Raw genomic sequence first — 14,913 nt, 5'->3', positions numbered from 1 at the left:
ACGACAGCTGCCTGGACGATGGTCCAGAAACCTAGCGGCGCCCCTGACAGGCGTCAATCAACCTCATCGACAAGATCAATTGACGTCGAGGCACGGCGGGGCACCGATCGGCCCTGTGCCGGGCGGGTCCGCGCGGCCTAGGCTCGAAGCGGCGACGGTGCGGTCGTCGAAGCGCCCCGCCGTCGCCGCGTCCTGGCCGTGAGCTGTCCGGGCGCCGCTCGCGGCCGGTCATCGCGGGCGCCTCGCCGGGTCGCCACCGATCGCCGCCGAAAAGCTGATGGGGGCTGGCGATGACTGACGGGTCCAACCGACCGACCACCTACGTCCACGAGGCGCTGGAACTGTTCGCCGGCTTCGGCGACCGGGAGGCGCTGGTGGGCGGCGGACGCCGATACACCTATGTGGATGTCGCTGCCGAGGTGCGCGGCATGGCCGGTGCGCTCGCCCGGGGTGGCGTCCGGCCGGGCGCCGCGGTGCTGGTGATGCTCGGCAACGCGGTCGAGGGTCCGCTGCTCCAGCTCGCCCTGCACCTGCTGGGCTGCCGGACGATGTGGATCGCTCCCGTCACCTCCCGGCGGGAGGTCGACGACTTCGTCCGGCTGTCCCGCCCCGAGGCGTTCGTCTACGACGCCCGCACCGGCGACGGGCTGGGCGCGGAAATCGCCGCCGGGCTGGCCGGCGTACCGGTGCTCTGCCTCGGGCCGGGCGGCGCGGGCCCGGACCTGACCGCCGCCGACCGGGACGCGGCGGCCGGGCTGCCCGGCGACGTGCCGGAGCCCGAGTCGTTCCTGCAGACCAGCGGCACCACCGGCACCCCGAAGCTGGTGCACCACCGGGAGAGCTTCTACCGGCAGATCCTCACCCTGGCCGCGGGCTTCCGCGCCGGCGGGGTTCCCCTGCTGCGGCACCTGTCCCACTCCCCGATGTGGCTGGCCAGCGGACAGATCACCACGCTGGTCAACCTCTTCAGCGGCGGCGTGCTGTTCCTGCGCGCGCAGTGGGACCCGGCGGCGTTCATCGACACCGTCGGGCGGGAACGGATCAACTCGACGTTCGTCACCCCGCCGATGCTCTACGAGGTGCTCGACCACCCCGACCTGGCCGGGGCGGACTTCTCCGCGATGTTCATGTTCAACGTGGGTGCCGGACCCGCCGCGCCCGCCCGGCTGCGGCAGGCCATCGCGCGCTTCGGCCCGTGCCTGCGCATCGTGTACGGCCTCAGCGAGGCCGTCGTGATCACCGCCCAGCCGGGGCTGACCGAGGACCCGGAGCACCCGGAGCGGCTGCGCTCCTGCGGCAGGCCGTACGGTGACGTGGCCGTGGAGATCCGCGACGCCGACGGCGAGGTGCTGCCGACGCGCGTCGACGGCGAGGTGTGGGTGCGCACGAAGCTGAGCTTCGCCGGCTACCACGGCCAGCCCGAGCTGACCGCCGACACCCTGGTCGACGGCTGGGTGCGGACCCGCGACATCGGCCACCTGGACGCCGACGGATACCTCTACCTCGTCGACCGGCTCCAGGATCGGATCCTCACCCGGCAGCGAAGCTGGCCGATCTACTCGCGGCCGATCGAGGACGTGCTGGCGGGCCACCCGCAGGTGCGCGCCGCCGCCGTGATCGGGGTGCCCGACGAGGTGGCCGGCGAACTGCCGCACGCGTACGTGGTGCCGGCGCCCGGGGCGACGGTGACCGGGGCGGAGCTGATCGAGCTGGTCACCGCCGAGCTGAGCGAGACGTGGGCGCCCGGCGCGGTGGAGTTCGTCGACTCGCTGCCCCTGAACCGCTCGGCGAAGGTGGACAAGCGGGCGCTGCGCGAACGGTACGCCGCCGGTCGCCCCGCCGACCCCGTCGGCAGCCCGGCGTGACGACCGACGCCGCCCCCGAGCCCACGGTGAAGACCGACACCGGGCGGGATCCGGGGCGGGCCGCCGCCCGGCGGGAGCTGGTCACCCTGGTCGCCGCCGACCTGATCTCCAACCTGGGCAGCCGGATCTCGGTCATCGCCATCCCGTGGCTGGTGCTGACCACCACCGGCAGCCCGGCGAAGATGGGCATCGTCGCGGCGGCGGAGTTCCTGCCGTACATGCTCTCCAGCTCCCTGGCCACGCCGTGGGCCGACCGGTTCGGGGTGCGGCGCACCTCCATCGTGGTGGACGCGGCGAGCGCGGTGGCGATGGCCGTGGTGGCGCTGACCCCGTGGCTCGGCTTCGGGGCGCTGGTCGTCCTGGTCGCGTTCGCCGGCGGGCTGCGCGGCATCGGCGACCGGGTCAAGCACGTGATGTTCCGGCCCGCGGCGCAGCGCGCCGGGGTGGAGCTGATCCGGCTCACCTCCGCCTACGACGGGCTGGCCCGCGCGGTGACCCTGTTCGGCGCGGTGATCGGCGGCCTGCTCATCGGCTGGGTCGGGGTGACCCGGGCGATCTGGATCGACGCGGGCAGCTTCGCGCTCTGCGCGCTGCTGGTCGGGATCCTGGTGCGCCCACCGGCCACCGAGGCGTCGGCCGCGCCCCGGGAGAGCTACTTCCGGGCGCTGCGCACAGGCTTCGCCTACCTGCGCACCGACCGGGTGCTGCTGGCCATGCTGCTGGTGGTCTCCGCGCTCAACATGATGGCCGCGGCCAACACGACCGTGTGGCTCCCGGTCTGGATTCGCGACGTGCTCGGCGACCCCGCCGGCTTCGGCCTGGTGCTCGGCGTGTTCGGCGCCGGGGCGTTGCTGGGCAACGTGGTCTTCACGACGATCGGCCCCCGGCTGCCCCGGACGCTGGTCTTCGCCGTCGGCGCCGCGATGAGCGGCGCCCCCCGGATGCTCACCATGGCCGTCACCGACCACCTGGTGGTGGTGCTGGTGGTGACGTTCCTGTCCGGGATCGGGATCGCCGCGGTCAACCCGCTGCTCGGGGTGACGCTCTACGAACGGGTGCCGGACGCGCTGCAGACCCGGGTGCTCGGCATCGCCGGCTCGCTGGCCTTCGTCGGGCTGCCGATCGGCGGCCTGGTCGGCGGCTGGTCGGTGGCGCTCCTCGGGCTCAAGCCGGCGCTGCTGGTGATGGCGGTGGTGTGCGCGGTGCTGACCGTGGGGCCGCTGCTCGTCGGCCCGCTGCGGGCGGGCCGGTCACGACCTCGGTCGGCCCCGGCGGGCTGAGCACCGGCCGCGACGCCCGGCGGCCGGGTCGGCGGACCCAGCCCTACCGGCCGGGGACCGGTGGGCTCGGCGGGCCTGCCGGGTTCGCCTCCTCGACGCCGGGCGGGGTGGCGGGACGCCGTCGGCCGGCCAGCTCGGCACGCAGCCGGCCGACCCCCGGGGCGAGGCCGAAACGGTGGCGCTGGGCGGGTGGGGTGGCGCTGATGTCCACGCGGGCTCCGGCGTCGTCGGCGGTCGGCGGGTGGCGGATGGCACCTGTGGCGGCTCCTTTGCTCTGCTGCCCCCGCTGCAACACGCGGGTCGCGGCGACTCCTGCCCTGCGTTCGTGCTGGTCCGCGACATGCAGCGGCCGCCTGGTCCACGACGTGCAGCGGCCGCCTGGCGCCGGTGTTGCGGTGACGGCAGCAGAGCAAAGGGGCGGGGAGGCAGCACCGGACGGTCGACGGCTCCTCCCAGCAACCGCCGCCAGAACCCCGGCTGACTTCCGGCACAGGCCCCCGCCGAGCAGCCCGCCGAGCCGCAGGCCGAACGCGGCCGGCACAAGGCTCACGCCGAGGCCGCCGAGCACATTGATGCCTCGATGGCGGCGTTCCCACCCCGCTGCTAGCGTGCCGATCATGGCATCGACCCCGACCGAGGCGACCGATCCACACTGTCTGCGCGCCGGGGAGAGCGCCCGGCTGCTGGCCGGTCACCCGTGGCGGCGGTTCGTGGTGCTCGGCGACAGCGTCGCCGAGGGGCTGTGCGAGCCGGTCGACGGGTACCCGGACGTGCAGTGGGCCGACCGGATCGCCGCCGAGTTGGACGCGGCCCGCCCCGGGCTGGTGTACCGGAACCTGGGGCTGCGCGGGCTGCGGGCGCACGAGGTCCGCGCGGCGCAGCTCGGCCCGGCCGTGGAGTTCGGCCCGGACCTGGCGCTGGTGGTGTGCGGCGGCAACGACGCGTTCCGCCAGGGGTACGACGCGGACGCCGTCGACGCCGAGCTGGCCGCGATCGTCACCGGCCTTCAGGCGAACGGGGCGGACGTGGTCACGGTGGGCATGTTCGACGTGTCGCACAGCCCGGCGGTGCCCGCGCGGCTGCGGGAGGACCTGGGCGAGCGGATGCGCCGACTGGCGGCGCGCACCCGCGCGCTGGGCGAGCGGCTGGGCACCCTGCACGTGCACCTGACCGACCACCCGGCGGTGGCCGACCCGGGCCTGTACAGCACCGACGGCCGGCACGGCAGCGCCCGCAGCGACGCCATCGCCGCCGCCGAGACGATCCGCCGCCTCGGCGCCCACCTGGCCGCCACCCCGGGAGAGGCGGACAGCCCCTGACCGCCGGAACCTGCCCGACCTCTCCCGTCAGGGCACCCGCTCGTGGGTCACTCCCAGCGGAAGTAGCGAGCCGCGAGCCCGCCCAGCACCACGGTGAACGCCACCATCACGGCAAGGTGCAACAGCGTGGGCCACGACCCCACCCAGGTGTCCTGCACGGCCTGGGACGCGGCCCCCAACGGGGTGAAGTCGGCGATCTTCCGCACCACATCAGGCATCTGCGGCCCCGGCGTCCACACCCCGGCGAAGAACATCATCGGGAAGTAGATCAGCATGCCGACCCCCGACGAGGCCCGGGCGCTCGCCGTTACCGCCGCCACGAGCAGTGCGAGAGCACACATCGTGCTCGACCCGAGCGTGAACGCCAGCACGAAACCGACCGCGTTGCCGGGCGGCGGGACGTCGAAGACGGTCGCCGCCACCAGCCAGGCCAGGCCGCACGCGACCAGCAGTGCGGCGACGTTCACGGCCACCTGCGCGACGAGCAACGCCGTCGGCGAGACCGGGGTGGTCGACAGCCGGCGCAGGACGCCCCGCTCGCGGTAGCTGGCCAGCACGCCCACCAGCGTCACCATCGTCACCGTCGCGATGGCCAGCGTCATGGTGATCGGCAGGTAGACCTCCAGGGGACGCCGGCCGTCCAGGTCGTCCGACGGGTCCCGGATGCCCGGCATGGCCAGGCCGAGCACCAGGATCAGCAGGGCCGGGAACGCGATGGCGAAGAACGTGCCGACCGGATCCCGGAGAAACAGCTTCGCCTCGACACGGATGATCTTGGAAAGGGCGGTCATCAGTTGCTCCTGGCAGAGGTGAGGGAGAGGATCGCGTCCTCGAGGGTGGGCCGTTCGACGCCGGGCACCCGGGCACCGGCGATCAGGTTGCGAGGAGTGTCGACGGCGACGACCCGGCCAGCCGCGACGACCGCCAACCGGTCACAGAGGCGCTCCGCCTCGTCCATGAAGTGGGTCACGAGCACGACCGTGACGCCACGGTCCCGGACGTGGCGGACCAGCTCCCAGGTGTCACGCCGCGCCTGCGGGTCCAGCCCCGTGGTCAGCTCGTCCAGGATCGCCACCTTCGGGTTGCCGACCAGTGCGAGCGCGATCGACAGCCGCTGCTTCTGGCCGCCGGAGAGCTTCGCGAAGACCGTGTTGCGCTTGGGGGTCAGGCCCAGCTCGTCCATCAGCTCCCGCCAGTCGGCCGGGTGCGGATAGAACGAGCTGTACAGGTCGAGGGCCTCCCACACCCTGATCTGGTCCGGCAGCTGGCTCTCCTGGAGTTGGATGCCAAGCTTCTGCCGCACCGCCGCGCGGTCCCGGCGCGGGTCCAGCCCCAGCACCCGTACCGTCCCCGAGTCCGGGGTCCGAAGCCCCTCGACGCACTCCACGGTGGTGGTCTTGCCGGCGCCGTTCGGGCCGACGAGCCCGAAGATCTCGCCCTCGTCCACGCTCAACGACACATCGGCGACGGCCACCTGGTCGCCGTACTGTTTGCGGAGGTTCCGCACCTCGATGACTGACATGCCGACAACGCTAGGAATCTCGCCGGGCGCGGAAAATGGATCCAGCCGCCCGGTGGGGGTGTACCCAGCCCCACCCCTGGTCGGTAGCCTGCCCCAGTGCGGCGGCGGTCGGTGAAGCGAAGACTCGGCCCGTGACCCGCTTCGCACTCGCCGTACCACGCTGCGTCGCCCTGGTCGTGCTGAGCGTGGCCGGGTTCGCCTACGGGCACCTCCTCGTCCTCGGCGCCACCATGGTGATCGCCTATCCGCTCGCCATCGCCGGCCAGTTCCGGCTGACCGCGCTGGCTCGCCGGCTCGCCGGAGCCTGGGGTGGGGCCGACCTCCCCGACCCCGTCCGGTCGCCGCCACCCACACCGCACCGGCGCGAGGACGGCTGGTACGCCCACGACGGCACGTTGTTCCGGTCGCCCCGGCTGCCGGCGTTCCTCCTGAAGTTGGACCACCACGCGAAGGACCCGACGCTCGGCCGGGAATGGCTGTGGCTGATCCTCACCCCGGTCACCGGCGCGGTCCCGATCCTGGTGCCGCCCGCACTGATCGCGGCCGGCGTGTTCCTGCTCGTCGCGCCCCCCTGGCCACTCGCGTGGTCGGTGCCGGCGGCCGTCGGGGCGATCGTGGCCGCGTTCCTGCTCGCGCCATCGGCGCTGCGGGCGTACGGGCTGTGGGCCGGCGTGCTGCTGGGGACCGGGGAGCCGCCGCAGACGGCGGTCAGTCGGTGGGTCACCCGGACATCGGCCGCGACCTGGCGGGGGGCCGGCCTGGCCGGGCTGTCCCTCGCCGGGTTCGGCGGCCTGCTGCTCAACCTGCTCGCCGCAGCCCTGTCATGGGGCGGGCTGCTGCCGTACAGCCTGCCGGTCACGCGGTCGCTGGTGGAGCTCTACCGGCGCCAGGTCGGCCGGTGGACGGGCCGCGACCTGCCCGCACCGTACCGGCCGTACCCGCCGTCGCCCAGCCCGGGCGAGGACGGCAACTACCGGGTCGGTCGGGTCCTGTACACCGACCTCCCGGCGGCTGTCCAAGCGCAGCGGCCGGGGTGGCTGTTCGGCGACCCGGCCACCTGGCGGGACCAGCTGTGGTCACTGGGCTCGGTCGTCCTGGCCCCGCTCTCGTTCGTCCCGGCGGTCCTGGTCGGCTTCGGGTTCTACGGCCTGTTCTGCCAGCCCCTGACGTGGGTGGGCTGGGCGGTGCCGATCGGCCTGCTCACCGGCTACTGGGCCACCCCGTTCTATCTGTGGTTCGGCATCGAGCACATCCAGCCCGACGCGTCGTGGTTGCCTGGCTGGGCCAGCATGCCCGTCGGGCTGGTCATGACGCTGCTCGGGCTGGGTCTGGCCGGCCCGCTGATGAGGCTGCGGCTGGCGTGGGACCGGTTCCTGCTCACCCCCACGGCGGCCACCGTGCTCGCCTCGCGGGTCGCGCACCTCGCCACGACCCGGGCCGACGCCGTCGACGTGCAGGCGGCCGAGCTGCGCCGCATCGAACGCGACCTGCACGACGGCGCCCAGGCCCGGCTCATCGCCGTCGGCCTCGGCCTGGCCGCCGTCGCACGGCTCATGGAGACCGACCCGGCGCGGGCGCGGCGGCTGCTGGAACAGGCGCAGGAGACGTCCGGCGTCGCGCTGGCCGAGCTGCGCGACCTGGTACGCGGCATCCATCCGCCGGTGCTGGCCGAGCGCGGGCTCGGCGACGCGATCCGGGCGATCGCGCTCGACACCCCGCTGCCGGTGGACGTGGACGTCGACCTGCCCGGCCGGATCGACGCGCCGGTCGAGTCGGCCGCCTACTTCGTCACCTGCGAGGCCCTGACCAACGCGGCCCGCTGCGCGGCCCACATCTCGATCTCGCTGTCGCACCGCGACGGGGTGCTCCGGATGGTGGTGACCGACGACGGTCCCGGCGGGGCCGACCCGGCCGCAGGTACCGGCCTGCGCGGCATCCGACGGCGGCTCGCTACATTCGACGGGAACCTGACCCTGCACAGTCCGCCCGGCGGACCCACCGTCGTCACCATGGAGATCCCGTGCGCGTCGTCCTCGCCGAGGACCTCCACATCCTGAGGGATGGGCTGGTCATGCTCCTCGAAAGCCACGGCTTCACCATCGCCGAGGCGGTCGGCGACGGGCCGGCGCTGCGCGCCGCCCTGGCCCGGCACCGGCCCGACGTGGCCGTCGTCGACGTGCGGCTGCCGCCGACCTTCACCGACGAGGGCCTCCAGGCGGCGCTGGCCGCCCGGCGAGACGTTCCCGGTCTGCCGGTGCTGGTGCTGTCCCAGCACGTCGAGCAGCTCTACGCCCGGGAACTCCTGGCCGACGGGGCCGGCGCGGTCGGCTATCTGCTCAAGGACCGGGTCCTCAACGCGGAACAGTTCATCGACGCCGTACGCCGGGTCGCGGCGGGCGGCACCGCGATGGACCCCGAGGTGATCGCGAAGCTGTTGACGGCCGGCGGCACCGCCTCGCCGCTGGCCCATCTCACGCCGCGCGAGCGCGACGTCCTCGAACTCATGGCGCAGGGGCGTTCCAACGCCGCCATCTCGCAGCGGCTGTTTCTCAGCGAGAGTGCCGTGGGCAAGCACACCGCGAGCATCTTCGGCAAGCTGCGGCTCCCACCGTCGTCCGACGACAACCGCCGCGTCCTCGCCGTCCTCACCTACCTCAACAACGCCTGATCCCCGGCTGCGCGCCCGCCCGCACGGTCCCCGCCGCCACCTGACCAGCGTCGATCATGCACATACGCCCACTTTGGGCGGGCCACAAGTGCATGATCGACGCCGGTGGGGCGGGGCGGGTGGGTGTCAGTCGGTGAGGAGGATGCCCGTGAGCAGGACGCCGCGGGCGAGGTTGAGCACGCTGTCGCAGCCGGGGAAGCCGACCCGGGCCAGCGCGCCGGAGCCCTGCCGGCCGAACAGGTAGGGGGCGAGGCTGTACGGGACGTCGGCGGTGACCGTCTCCCCCGTCTCCATCCGGACGAAGTCCATCGGCACCAGGTCGGCCGGCATGTACTCCTGGAGGATGTAGCCGCCCTCGTCGAGGGCGGCGCGCAGCCCCGCCTCCCACGCCTCGGCGGAGGTCTCCGGGCCGAGCAGCACCCCGATGCCGGCGGAGCCGTCGGCGGGCTTGGCGACCAGGTCGTGCTGCTCGGCCAGGGCCCGGGGCAGCTCGGCCGCGGTGAGCGCGCTGGTGCGCGGGACGTACCGGCGGAGCAGCGCCTGGTCGGCCTCGGGCAGGGTGTCGAGGTCCTCCCAGAGCCAGGCAAAATTGATCTTGTTGCCGAGCAGCCAGGCGGCGGAGCTGACGAACATCGGCAGGGTGCCGGCCGCGAGGGCACCGGCCACGGCGTCCAGGCCCGCGCTGGCGTGCACCCGGTTGGGCACGAAGAGCCGGAACAGGCCGTCCACCGGGGCGCCGTTGACGACGAGCCGGCCCTGCTCGTCCAGGGTCGACAACTTGAGCTGGGCGATGACCAGGTCGATGCCGAAGTGCCGGGCCCGGTCGGCCAACGGGGACAGGATCCTGATGAAGTCGTCCGGGGTCTCCAGGCCGGGGTAGTCGGCGTCGAAGTCCAGCAGCAGCGCCACCCGGGCCCCGTCGGTCAGGCCCAGCTCGTCCCGGATCGCCACGAACCGCTGGTCCAGCAGGGACGGGGCGGGCCGCACCGGCAGCCCGTCGAGGATGCCCTGGTCCTGGTAGATCTTCGTGTACCGGTAGACGACCGTGTCGGCGTCGAAGCCGCCGCCGAGGCTGCTGTCGATGTTGTACTCGACGAACTTCGGCACCCCGCCGGAGATCAGCACGTCCGGCCGGTACGCGGCCAGCAGCGCCTCGGACAGCTCCTCGGACTCGTCGAGCAGCCTCGTCTCCTCCGCCGGCACGCCGAGCAGTCGGGTCAGCTCCCCGGCGGTGCGGGCGCGCCGCTGGCACGTCTCCAAAATGAGCTGGGCGAGTTGGTCGCAGACCTCGTTCAGCTCGCGGAAGGCGTCCGCCGGCATGACCGGCGGGCGGGCCAGCCGCCACGTCTGGTTGTACGTCGCGCAGCCGTAGAAGACCTCCTTCCAGGCGGCGGCACCAGCGGCCACCATCGCCGTGCGGGTCGACTCCGGCAGGTCGTTCCACGCCTGGTCAAGCCTGGGCCAGGCGTAGTTCGGATCGATCATCATCCGTCCTTCATGGTGAGTTGGATGGCGGCGGTGAGCTGCTCGCGGCCGGGCTGCACGGCCCGGTCCAGCGCCGGGGCGAAGGGCAGCACCGCGCCGTCGGGGCGGGTGACCCGCCGGGGCGGCGCGAGCAGCCGCACCCGTTCGACCACGGTCGCGATGATCTCCCCGGCGATGCCGCAGGACCGGTTGGAGTCGTCGACCACGACCAGCCGGCCGGTGCGGGCCACGGACTCCGTCAGCCCGTCCCAGTCGAACGGGTAGAGCGTGCGGGGGTCGAAGACCTCCACGGACACCTGCCCGGCCAGCTCCTCGGCGACGGCGAGCGTGTCGTGCACCAGGTGCCCGACCGCGACCACGGTGACGTCGTCGCCGGCCCGGTGCACCCGGCCCCGGCCGATCGGCACCGGAGCCAGGGTGGCGAAGTCCACGTCGGCCCGGACGTCCATCGCCCCGGCCGGGGCGAACAGCACCACCGGGTCGACGTGCCGGATCGCCGAGACCAGCAGCCCGTACGCGTCGGCCGGGGTGGCCGGGACGAGGGTGGTCACCCCGACGTGGGCGAACAGGCTGTACGGGTGGTCGGAGTGCTGCCCCGCCCACCCGGTCCGCGAGCCGGAGCCCGGGACCAGGTAGGTGACCGGCACCGCGCACTGCCCGCCGGTCATCAGCGGGAACTTGTGCGCGTGGTTGACGATCTGCTCGAACACCAGGAACAGCAGGGACGGGATCTGGAACTCCACCACCGGGCGCAGCCCGGCCAGGGCCGCCCCGGTGGCGAAGCTGGTGAACGCCTGCTCCGACAGCGGGGTGTCCAGCACCCGGTCCGGCCCGAACTTCTTCAGCAGTCCGGCGGTGACGTTCGAGGCGGCCGCCCGGATGTCCTCGCCGAGCAGGAAGACCGACTCGTCGCGGGCCATCTCGTCGGCGAGCGCCCGGGTGAGCGCCTTGCGGTACGACAGCCGTGGCATCAGCCACCTCCCGTCCGGGCGACCAGCCCGCTGGCGTACAGGTGTTCCAGCGCGCCGGCCGGGTCGGGCTCGGGGCTGGCCAGGGCGAACTCCACCGCCGCGTCGAGGGTGGCCTCGACCTCGGCGTCGACGGCGGCCCGGTCGGCGGCGGCCAGCCGTCCGCCCTGGATCTCGACGGGGTCCCGGGACCGGCCCCGGGCCACCTCCTCGGGCGCGCGGTAGTCGAGGCGTACCACGTGCTCGAAGGTGTGGTGGGCGTCGAAGCGGTAGGTGCGGGCCTCGATCAGCTCCGGCCCGCCGCCGGCGCGCATCCGCGCGACGGCGGCGGCCGTGGCCTCGCGTACCGTCTCGGGGTCCTGGCCGTCGACGACGGCGGCCGGCATGCCGAACGCCTCGGCCCGGCCGCCGATGGTGCCGGCCACCGCGCCCTCGACGGGCATGGTGGTGGCGTAGCCGTTGTTCTCGCAGACGAACAGCACCGGCACCCGCCACAGCGCGGCCAGGTTGAACGCCTCCAGCAGCATCCCCTCGTTGACCGCGCCGTCGCCGAAGAAGGTCGCCCCGACGATGTCGTCGCCGCGGCGCCGCCGGGCCCACACCGCTCCGGTGAGGATGGCCCCGGCGGCGCCGACGATGGCGTTGGCGCCGAGCACCCCGACGCCGAGGTCGGCGGCGTGCATGGACCCGCCCCGGCCCCGGTTGAGCCCGGTGACCCGGCCCAGCAGCTCGGCGAGCATGCGGGCCGGGTCGGCGCCCTTGGCGAGCACGTGGCCGTGCCCGCGGTGGGTGCCGGTCACCAGGTCGTCGGCGCGCAGCGCGGCGCAGACCCCGACGGCGATCCCCTCCTGACCGAGGTACGGATGGATGCCGCCGACGATCGCTCCGGAGCGGACCAGCTCGATCGCCCGCTCCTCGAACCGGCGGATCAGCCGTACCGCCCGGTACAGCCGGACGGGATCGGTGGGGGTCACGCCGGGTGACCCTCCTTGATCGCGTCGAGGACGTCGTCCCAGAGCTGCGCCCGGGCGGCCAGCGCCATGTTGACCGTGTCGGCGCACTCCTGCCACTTGGTGTCGTCGTCGCCGCACAGGTCCGCCAGCATCTGCATGGCCATCGGGGTGTGCTGCTCCCCGTCGACCTCGATGTGCCGCTCCAGGTAGTCGACGAACTTGTGCAGCTTCTGGCTGCGCTCGTTGACCGCGACGACCTGGGTGAACATGTCGGGGATCAGGTCCTCCCGGCCGAAGGCGAACGCCGCCGCCTGGCAGTGCACCGGGGTCGACTCGATGATCTTCCAGGTGGTGCCGGCGAACGTGGCGGACGGGCCGGGCACGCCGGCCTTCACCAGCGCCTCGGTCACCGACGCGCCGTCGCGCAGCAGGTCGATCAGCGCGTCGATGGCGGTGGTGGCGGCGCCGGCCTCCCGCATGCCCTGCACGTACAGCTCGAAGTGGCTGATGTAGCCCTCGCCGAGCTCGTCGCTCTCCTCCACCATCACGATGTCGTTGATCAGCCGGCGGCTGCCGGTGGGGCCGGTGGGGATCCACGGCACCGTCACGCAGGTGAGCTGCCGCTGCAACGACTTCAGCAGGGACATGAAGTCCCAGACCGCGAAGACGTGGTGCTCCATGAAGGTGACCAGCGCCTCGTGGGTGTCCAGGTTGGCGTAGAGCGGGTGCTTGACCACCACGTCGCGGCGGTCGCTGACCGCCTGCTCCAGCCGCTCGATGCCCGGGTGCGTCTTGCCCCAGTCGTACCGTGACATTGTTCAGCCTTCCTGCTGGGCGCGGTCGCGCCAGATGACCGGGCAGTATTCGGGGTCCGCGTAGTCCGGCCGACCGTCGTCGGTGCGGCGGACGAGCACGTCGTGGTTGTACGCGGCGAGGGCGCCGTCGGAGAGCGGGAACTCCCGGTAGGCGTTCGCGCCGTCCTGCAGGTGCAGCGAGATCGCCCGGCGGGGTCGGCCGCTGACGTTCGCGCCGCTGCCGTGGTAGGTGCGGCAGTGGTGGAAGCTCACGTGTCCCTTGGGGATCACCATGGGGATCTTGCTGATCCGGGCGCCGTTGTGGGCGGCGTTCTCGGCCAGCATCTCCTCGAGCTGGCTGCGGTCGCGCTCGGCGAAGTGCCGCACGACGGTGTCGTTCGCGCCGATCTCCTTCCACCGGTGCGACCCGTCGACCATGGTGATGGTGCCCATCTCCTCGCCGCAGTCGTGGAAGGGGATGAACGCGGTGAGCATGTCCTCGGACGACGAGGACGACCAGTAGTGCTTGTCGAAGTGCCAGGGCACGATGTTCGACGGCTCGCCGGAGATCGGCGGCTTGTAGATCAGCGTGGACTGGAACACCCGGATCTCGGTGGCCCGGGCCAGCCGGGCGGCGACCGCGCCGAGCAGCGGCTTGCGCAGGATCGCGGCGATCCCGTCGTGCTCGTGGTGGACGTAGTCGTTGTGCCGCTGCACCGGGCCCTTCGACGGGTCCCAGTAGGCCAGCTTCGGCGGGCGCACCGGCAGGGTGCGGTCCCGCTCGCCGTCGTAGTACCGGTCGGTGGCCGCCACCAGGGCGTCCACCTCCTCGTCGGTGAACAGCTTCTTCGACAGGTACCAGCCGTGCTCGGCGTAGAACCGCACGTCGGACTCGGACGGCAGCAGCGCCTCCTCCTCGGCGGTCAAAGCCGGCTGCAAGTCGACGGTCGTCACGCTCCCACCCCCTGTGCTGTGGCCGTGGCGGCCAGCTCCCGTTCCTTGGCCTCGTAGAGGGCCTTGATGTTGCCGCTGCCGAAGGTCAGCGCCCCGCGCCGCTCGATCAGTTCGAGAAAGAGCGTGCGGCGCACGTGCATCGACTCGGTGAAGATCTGCAACAGCTGGCCGCCGTGGTCGCGGTCGACCAGGATGCTCAGCTCGCGCAGCCGGTCCAGCGGCGCGTCGACCGGGCCGACCCGCCGTTCCAGGTCGTCGTAGTAGGCGCCGGGGGTGCCGGCGAAGCGGACCCCTCGCCCGCGAAGCGCGCCGACGGCGGTGACGATGTCGTCGGTGCGCAGCCCCAGGTGCTGCACCCCGGCCCCGGCGTGCTCGGCGAGGAACGCGTCGATCTGCCCCGGCCGGTGACTGCGGTCCGGCTCGAGCAGCACCAGGGTGACCCGCCCGGACGGGCTCTGCACCACGGTCGAGTTCATCGCCTGGCCGGCGACCTCGACGTGCTCGGTGAAGATCTGCGCGAAGCCGAAAACCCGCTCGTAGTGGGCGACGGTGTCCTTGAGCTGCCCCGGCGGCACGCAGATGGCCAGGTGGTCGATCTCGGCGAGCAGACCGTCGTCCCCGCCGGTCGGCGGGTCCATCTCGATCGCCCCGGGCAGGAACTCGCGCCGGTCGCCCCGGCGCTGCACCAGTCGGTGCAGCACGTCGCCGAAGCCCCCCACCTCGGCGGTCACCACCTCGGCGTCCGCGCCGGTGAAGGTGGTCGGTGGGGTCACCGGCGTCGCCCCGCGGGCCACCAGCTCGGCGTACGCCCCGGCGGCGTCGTCGACCTCCAGCGCCACCACCGCGATGCCGTCGCCGTGCCGCTGCACGTACGTCGACGCCGGGTGCTGCGCGGTCAGCCCGGAGGTGAGCACCATCCGGATGTCGGCCTGCCCCAGCAGCAGCGAGCGCTGCCCGGCCAGCCCGGTCTCCGGGCCGCCCTGGCCGCGGAGCCGGAACCCGACGGCGGTGCCGAAGTAGAAGGCGGCCTGCCGGGCGTCCCCCACGTAGAGTTCGATGTGATCTATAGAACGAATGTCCATTTTCCAGCCCTTCCCCATGTCCC

At 73.1% G+C, this 14,913-nt stretch carries 14 protein-coding genes; 5 read left to right on the top strand and 9 right to left on the bottom strand.

Going from position 1 to position 14,913, the window contains the following annotated elements:
- Nucleotides 1–290: 290 nt before the first annotated feature.
- Nucleotides 291–1,865 (top strand): AMP-binding protein, encoded by a 1,575-nt coding sequence (locus OG559_RS26215; RefSeq protein ID WP_405108337.1) that lies wholly within the window; start codon nucleotides 291–293, stop codon nucleotides 1,863–1,865.
- 26 nt (nucleotides 1,866–1,891) lie between these two features.
- Nucleotides 1,892–3,145 (top strand): MFS transporter, encoded by a 1,254-nt coding sequence (locus tag OG559_RS26210; protein WP_405116973.1) that lies wholly within the window; start codon nucleotides 1,892–1,894, stop codon nucleotides 3,143–3,145.
- Between the two features lie 43 nt (nucleotides 3,146–3,188).
- Here OG559_RS26210 and OG559_RS26205 read toward each other — a convergent pair whose 3' ends face one another.
- Nucleotides 3,189–3,356: a hypothetical protein gene (locus OG559_RS26205; RefSeq protein ID WP_405108335.1), complete on the bottom strand. Its 168-nt coding sequence runs from the start codon at nucleotides 3,354–3,356 to the stop codon at nucleotides 3,189–3,191.
- A gap of 406 nt (nucleotides 3,357–3,762) precedes the next feature.
- On the opposite strand from OG559_RS26205, the gene OG559_RS26200 reads away from it, so the two are divergent.
- A complete protein-coding gene (locus tag OG559_RS26200; protein ID WP_405108333.1) occupies nucleotides 3,763–4,464 on the top strand; it encodes an SGNH/GDSL hydrolase family protein in 702 nt (233 codons plus the stop codon).
- Between the two features lie 47 nt (nucleotides 4,465–4,511).
- Here the strand turns inward: OG559_RS26200 and OG559_RS26195 are convergent, their stop codons facing one another.
- On the bottom strand, nucleotides 4,512–5,255 hold the full coding sequence (locus tag OG559_RS26195) for an ABC transporter permease (protein WP_405108330.1): 744 nt from the start codon (nucleotides 5,253–5,255) through the stop codon (nucleotides 4,512–4,514).
- Nucleotides 5,255–5,986 carry an ABC transporter ATP-binding protein gene (locus OG559_RS26190; RefSeq protein ID WP_405108327.1) on the bottom strand — a complete coding sequence of 244 codons (732 nt, stop codon included), beginning with the start codon at nucleotides 5,984–5,986 and terminating at the stop codon, nucleotides 5,255–5,257. Before OG559_RS26190 ends, OG559_RS26195 begins: the two co-directional genes overlap by 1 nt.
- A gap of 131 nt (nucleotides 5,987–6,117) precedes the next feature.
- Between OG559_RS26190 and OG559_RS26185 the strand changes: the two genes are divergently transcribed.
- Entirely contained in the window at nucleotides 6,118–8,043 is a 1,926-nt protein-coding gene (locus OG559_RS26185) for a histidine kinase (RefSeq protein WP_405108324.1), read from the top strand.
- Entirely contained in the window at nucleotides 8,007–8,654 is a 648-nt protein-coding gene (locus tag OG559_RS26180) for a response regulator (protein WP_405108321.1), read from the top strand. The genes OG559_RS26185 and OG559_RS26180 overlap by 37 nt, the downstream gene beginning before the upstream one ends.
- 126 nt (nucleotides 8,655–8,780) lie before the next feature.
- On the opposite strand, the gene OG559_RS26175 is transcribed toward OG559_RS26180, so the two are convergent.
- From OG559_RS26175 to hppD, 6 genes are read right to left on the bottom strand one after another with little or no spacing between them, the layout of a single operon-like run.
- Nucleotides 8,781–10,139: a hypothetical protein gene (locus OG559_RS26175; protein ID WP_405116971.1), complete on the bottom strand. Its 1,359-nt coding sequence runs from the start codon at nucleotides 10,137–10,139 to the stop codon at nucleotides 8,781–8,783.
- On the bottom strand, nucleotides 10,139–11,110 hold the full coding sequence (locus OG559_RS26170) for an alpha-ketoacid dehydrogenase subunit beta (protein ID WP_405108318.1): 972 nt from the start codon (nucleotides 11,108–11,110) through the stop codon (nucleotides 10,139–10,141). Before OG559_RS26170 ends, OG559_RS26175 begins: the two co-directional genes overlap by 1 nt.
- Nucleotides 11,110–12,081, bottom strand: a complete 972-nt coding sequence (locus tag OG559_RS26165; RefSeq protein ID WP_405108315.1) for a thiamine pyrophosphate-dependent dehydrogenase E1 component subunit alpha — start codon at nucleotides 12,079–12,081, stop codon at nucleotides 11,110–11,112. The genes OG559_RS26170 and OG559_RS26165 overlap by 1 nt, the downstream gene beginning before the upstream one ends.
- Nucleotides 12,078–12,875 carry a DUF3050 domain-containing protein gene (locus tag OG559_RS26160; protein WP_405108312.1) on the bottom strand — a complete coding sequence of 266 codons (798 nt, stop codon included), beginning with the start codon at nucleotides 12,873–12,875 and terminating at the stop codon, nucleotides 12,078–12,080. The genes OG559_RS26165 and OG559_RS26160 overlap by 4 nt, the downstream gene beginning before the upstream one ends.
- Before the next feature lie 3 nt (nucleotides 12,876–12,878).
- A complete protein-coding gene (locus OG559_RS26155) occupies nucleotides 12,879–13,808 on the bottom strand; it encodes a phytanoyl-CoA dioxygenase family protein (protein WP_405108309.1) in 930 nt (309 codons plus the stop codon).
- Nucleotides 13,805–14,890 (bottom strand): 4-hydroxyphenylpyruvate dioxygenase, encoded by a 1,086-nt coding sequence (gene hppD, locus OG559_RS26150; protein ID WP_405108306.1) that lies wholly within the window; start codon nucleotides 14,888–14,890, stop codon nucleotides 13,805–13,807. Before hppD ends, OG559_RS26155 begins: the two co-directional genes overlap by 4 nt.
- Between the last annotated feature and the right edge of the window lie 23 nt (nucleotides 14,891–14,913).

The organism is Micromonospora sp. NBC_01405 (assembly GCF_045040155.1).
Lineage (GTDB): Bacteria > Actinomycetota > Actinomycetes > Mycobacteriales > Micromonosporaceae > Micromonospora.
Note: the sequence above shows the minus strand (reverse complement) of the source record. Positions and strands in the feature narration are given on the sequence as shown.

Excerpts from the sequence above, each read along its gene's own strand:
- OG559_RS26215 (WP_405108337.1), top strand. The coding sequence starts at position 291 with ATGACTGACGGGTCCAACCGACCGACCACCTACGTCCACGAGGCGCTG.
- OG559_RS26200 (WP_405108333.1), top strand. The coding sequence starts at position 3,763 with ATGGCATCGACCCCGACCGAGGCGACCGATCCACACTGTCTGCGCGCC.
- OG559_RS26195 (WP_405108330.1), bottom strand. The coding sequence starts at position 5,255 with ATGACCGCCCTTTCCAAGATCATCCGTGTCGAGGCGAAGCTGTTTCTC.
- OG559_RS26190 (WP_405108327.1), bottom strand. The coding sequence starts at position 5,986 with ATGTCAGTCATCGAGGTGCGGAACCTCCGCAAACAGTACGGCGACCAG.
- OG559_RS26175 (WP_405116971.1), bottom strand. The coding sequence starts at position 10,139 with ATGATCGATCCGAACTACGCCTGGCCCAGGCTTGACCAGGCGTGGAAC.
- OG559_RS26170 (WP_405108318.1), bottom strand. The coding sequence starts at position 11,110 with ATGCCACGGCTGTCGTACCGCAAGGCGCTCACCCGGGCGCTCGCCGAC.
- OG559_RS26160 (WP_405108312.1), bottom strand. The coding sequence starts at position 12,875 with ATGTCACGGTACGACTGGGGCAAGACGCACCCGGGCATCGAGCGGCTG.
- hppD (WP_405108306.1), bottom strand. The coding sequence starts at position 14,890 with ATGGACATTCGTTCTATAGATCACATCGAACTCTACGTGGGGGACGCC.